Source organism: Algibacter sp. (genome assembly GCF_049667265.1).
Lineage (GTDB): Bacteria > Bacteroidota > Bacteroidia > Flavobacteriales > Flavobacteriaceae > Algibacter_B.
Genome location: NZ_JBATHX010000442.1, coordinates 1 through 3717, shown reverse-complemented (window position 1 = coordinate 3717; position 3717 = coordinate 1). Strand labels below are relative to the sequence as shown.

Below are 3717 nucleotides of genomic sequence, written 5' to 3'. Positions count from 1 at the left end.
AATTAATTACAGTTGTTGGTTGTGGTGGTGATAGAGATAAAACCAAACGTCCTAAAATGGGGCACATTGCTTCGGCTTTAAGTACTAAAGTGATTTTCACAAGTGATAATCCACGAAGTGAAAAACCTGAAGATATTTTAAAAGACATTGAGGCAGGTGTTGAACCACTAAATTTTAAAAAAACATTAACCATTGAAGATAGAAAGCAAGCAATAAAAACGGCTTGCCAAATGGCGCAGCCAAACGATATCATTTTAATTGCAGGAAAAGGTCATGAAACCTATCAAGAAATAAATGGCTTGCGTTCCGATTTTGATGACCTCAAAATAGTAAAAGAATTTTTAAAACAATTACAGAAATAAGAAGATAAATGTCTCCCTGAGAGCAGTTGAAGGGTTAATAAAAGTAAAGAATTAAATGTTATACTACTTATTCGAATATTTAGAAAAACAGTTTCAATTTCCTGGAGCTTCACTTTTTGGTTTTTTAACCTTCAGAGCAGCTTTAGCAATGATTTTATCACTGCTAATTTCTACTATATATGGAAAAAGAATCATTCGCTTTCTGCAAAAACAGCAAGTTGGAGAAACGATTAGAGATTTAGGTTTGGAAGGACAAGTTGAAAAAGCTGGTACACCATCTATGGGAGGTTTAATCATCATTTTAGCAACTTTAATTCCTGTTCTGTTATTGGCAAAACTTGAAAATATATACATCATTCTTTTGATTATAACAACACTTTGGATGGGTACGATTGGATTTATTGATGATTATATCAAAAAATTCAAAAAAGATAAAGAAGGTTTAAAGGGCAGGTTTAAAGTATTAGGGCAAGTTGGCTTAGGAATTATTGTAGGGGCAACTTTATTTTTCCATCAAGATGTAACAATGAAAGAAAAGCTACCAATTGAACAACAACGTGTTTTATTGGCTGAAAATCCAAATATAGAGCCTTCAAAACTGTTTAAGCCTGAAGTTAAGTCTACTAAAACAACCATTCCTTTTGTAAAAGGGAATGAGTTCGATTATGCTAAAGTTATCACTTGGATAAGTCCAAGTCTTGAAAAATACGCATGGATAATTTTTATTTTGGTTGCTATCTTCATTATTACAGCCGTTTCTAACGGTGCGAATTTAACCGACGGTATTGATGGTTTGGCAGCAGGGACTTCCGCAATTATTGTCCTTACTCTAGGGATTTTCGCATGGGTATCTGGTAATATCATTTTCTCAGAATACCTGAATATCATGTATATCCCAGGGGTTCAAGAAATAACTATTTATATAATGGCTTTCGTTGGAGCACTTATTGGATTTTTATGGTATAACACCTACCCAGCACAAGTTTTTATGGGTGATACAGGAAGTTTAACCATAGGTGGTATTATAGCAGTAATAGCCATTGCAGTTAGAAAAGAATGGCTAATACCTGTATTGTGCGGCATCTTTTTAGCCGAAAATTTATCGGTAGTTATGCAGGTAAGTTGGTTTAAGTATACCAAAAAGAAATATGGAGAAGGACGTCGCATTTTTAGAATGTCGCCGCTACATCATCATTATCAAAAAGCTGGATATCACGAAAGTAAAATAGTAACGCGGTTTTGGATTGTTGGCATATTACTCGCTATTCTTTCAATTGTAACATTGAAAATTAGATAATACTTGTCATGCTGAGCGAAATCGAAGCATCTCATGAAAAGAATGAAAAAACAACGATTAGTCATATTAGGAGGAGGCGAAAGTGGTGTTGGTACAGCACTATTAGGAAATGCAAAAGGATATGACGTTTTCGTTTCTGATAAAGGAAAAATTAAAGAAAAGTACAAACAAGTTCTTATACATAATGAGATTGAATGGGAAGATGGAAAGCATACAGAATCAAATATTCTAAATGCCGATATCGTCATGAAAAGTCCTGGAATTCCTGATAAAGTGGATTTGATTAAGCAAATCCGAAATAAAGGTATTCTAGTAGTTTCAGAAATAGAGTTCGCTTCAAAATTTACTAATGCAACTATTGTTGGAATAACAGGAAGTAACGGTAAAACAACAACGGCAACGCTAACGCATCATATTCTTAAACAAGAATTAAATGTGGGATTGGCTGGCAACATAGGAGACAGTTTTGCAAAACAGGTTTTAGAAGAGGATTTTAAAAACTACGTGTTAGAAATCAGCAGTTTTCAGTTAGATGATATTGTCGATTTTAAACCAAAAATTGCCGTATTGCTGAATATTACACCAGATCATTTAGACAGATATGATTACAAATTCGAAAATTATATCAACTCTAAATTCAGAGTTGCCATGAATCAAACAAAAGATGATTATTTGATTTATGATGCTGACGATGAGATCATCGTAAATCATTTAAAAAACCATCCAATTCAATCCACATTATTACCATTTTCATTAGTAAATCCTATTGAAAACGGCGCGTATTTAGACAAAGAAAAAATTAAAATAACAATAAATAACAACCAAATAATTATGCCAACAGCAAACATTACATTAGAAGGAAAGCACAATATTAAAAATGCCATGGCAGCTTCTACTGTAGCGCATTTATTAAAAATTAGAAAACAAACTATAAGAGAGAGTTTAGAAAACTTTCAAGGCGTTGAGCATCGATTGGAGCAAGTGCTTAAAATCAATAAAGTACAATACATCAACGACTCAAAAGCTACAAATGTAAATGCTACATATTATGCATTGGAAAGTATGAGTGCTCCAACGGTTTGGATTGTTGGTGGCGTTGATAAAGGAAATAATTATGAGGAATTGTTTCCGTTTATAAATGAAAAAGTAAAAGCTATTATATGCTTAGGTGTGGATAACGAAAAGTTGATAAGCACTTTTGGTAATATGGTAGATGTTATTGTTGAAACACAATTTATGAGTGAAGCAGTAAAAATTGCATACAAAGTTGCTGAAAGTGGTGATAATGTATTGTTGTCTCCGGCATGTGCAAGTTTTGATTTGTTTGAAAACTATGAAGATCGTGGGCGTCAATTTAAAAATGCAGTAAGAAATCTATAATAAAACATTAAGTGCAAACACTATTTAAAAACATAAAAGGCGATCGATTAATTTGGGCAATAGTTGCACTATTGGCTATTCTATCGTTTTTGCCTGTTTATAGTGCGGCAAGTAATTTAGCTTATAAAGGCACAGGTAGCAATACATTTACATTTTTTATTAAACATTTTGTGCATTTGTTGTTAGGTTTTGCCATAATATATGGAGTTCACAAAATTCCATACAGATATTTTAAAGGCTTGTCGCTAATAATGATTCCTGTTGTGGTTGTGTTGCTCGGACTAACTATGATGCAAGGCACAACTATTGAGGGTGCGAATGCTAGTAGATGGATTCAAATACCATTTGTGGGAATGTCATTTCAAACATCCACTTTGGCAGCCGTTGTTCTCATGGTTTATGTGGCAAGGTACATGTCGAAAATTAAAGATGAAATTGTAACCTTTAAAGCATCTATTTTACCACTTTGGATTCCTGTTTTTTTTGTGCTCATTCTTATTCTACCTGCTAATTTTTCAACAGCGGCCATCATGTTTTTAATGGTGGTAATGTTGGTTTTTCTTGGAGGCTATCCTTTACGCTATTTAGCGGTTATAATTGGTTCTGGAATATTGGTTTTAGTATTGTTTGTATTGATTGCAAAAGCCTTTCCAGATGCTATGCCAAATAGAATTGATA

At 33.3% G+C, this 3717-nt stretch carries 4 protein-coding genes; all 4 read left to right on the top strand.

Annotated elements, in window-relative coordinates:
- A partial coding sequence (locus tag WBN21_RS15390; RefSeq protein WP_424201828.1) for a glutamate ligase domain-containing protein occupies positions 1-362 on the top strand: 362 nt, incomplete at its 5' end.
- A gap of 55 nt (positions 363-417) precedes the next feature.
- On the top strand, positions 418-1659 hold the full coding sequence (gene mraY / locus WBN21_RS15385) for a phospho-N-acetylmuramoyl-pentapeptide-transferase (protein WP_424201826.1): 1242 nt from the start codon (positions 418-420) through the stop codon (positions 1657-1659).
- A 42-nt stretch (positions 1660-1701) separates the two neighbouring features.
- Positions 1702-3039 carry a UDP-N-acetylmuramoyl-L-alanine--D-glutamate ligase gene (murD, locus tag WBN21_RS15380; protein ID WP_424201824.1) on the top strand — a complete coding sequence of 446 codons (1338 nt, stop codon included), beginning with the start codon at positions 1702-1704 and terminating at the stop codon, positions 3037-3039.
- Positions 3040-3050: 11 nt separating this feature from the next.
- Positions 3051-3717, top strand: a 667-nt coding sequence (locus WBN21_RS15375) for an FtsW/RodA/SpoVE family cell cycle protein (RefSeq protein ID WP_424201822.1), incomplete at its 3' end; no start/stop codon positions are given.

What these genes read in the sequence shown, in the direction of transcription:
- murD (WP_424201824.1), top strand. Translation starts at nt 1,702, where the DNA reads ATGAAAAAACAACGATTAGTCATATTAGGAGGAGGCGAAAGTGGTGTT.
- mraY (WP_424201826.1), top strand. Translation starts at nt 418, where the DNA reads ATGTTATACTACTTATTCGAATATTTAGAAAAACAGTTTCAATTTCCT.